Source organism: Deinococcus sp. (assembly GCF_018260405.1).
Classification (GTDB): domain Bacteria; phylum Deinococcota; class Deinococci; order Deinococcales; family Deinococcaceae; genus Deinococcus.
This window is the reverse complement of the sequence record NZ_JAGLBG010000245.1, coordinates 1-746: the sequence shown is the minus strand read 5'-3', so window position 1 is coordinate 746 and position 746 is coordinate 1. Positions and strand designations below refer to the sequence as shown.

The 746-nt window shown below is 51.9% G+C and carries 1 protein-coding gene; it reads left to right on the top strand.

Features of this window, described 5'->3' with window-relative positions:
- Positions 1-211: 211 nt before the first annotated feature.
- Positions 212-746 (top strand): hypothetical protein (locus QZ269_RS13355; protein WP_291427179.1); only part of this gene is annotated, 535 nt, incomplete at its 3' end.

The window sequence follows — 746 nt, the reverse complement described above, 5'->3', positions numbered from 1 at the left end:
AGGAAGAGCTGCTGATTGAAGAGGTGCTGATGGAAGAGATGCTGATGGAGGAGGTGCGGATGGAAGAGGTGCTGATGGTAGTGCTGCTGATGGAAGAGCTGCTGATGGAAGAGGTGCTGATGGAAGAGCTGCTGATGAAAGAGGTGCTGATGAAATAGCTGCTGATGGAAGAGGTGATGATGGAAGAGGTGATGATGAAAGAGGAGTGTTGATGGTAGAGCTGCTGATGAAAGAGGTGCTGATGGAAGAGCTGCTGATGAATGAGGTGCTCATGAAAGAGGTGCTGATGGTAGAGCTGCTGGTGGAAGAGGTGCTGATGAAAGAGGTGCTACCGGAAGAGGTGCTGATGGAAGAGGTCCTGATGGTAGAGCTGCTGGTGGAAGAGATGCTGATGAAAGAGGTGCTACCGGAAGAGGTGCTGATGGAAGAGGTGCTGATGGAAGAGCTGATGATGGAAGAGGTGCTGACGGAAGAGGTGCTGATGGAAGAGCTGCTGATGAAAGAGCTGCTGATGAAAGAGCTGCTGATGGAAGAGCTGCTGATGGAAGAGCTGCTGATGGAAGAGCTGCTGATGGAAGAGCTGCTGATGGAAGAGGTGATGATGGAAGAGGTGCTGATGAAAGAGGTGCTGATGGAGGAGGTGGTGATGGAAGAGGTGCTGATGGAGGAGATGCTGATGGAGGAGGTGCTGATGGAAGAGCTGCTGGAGTGCCAAAGTCCGAAGACGCCAAACTCGGAATCTCTCA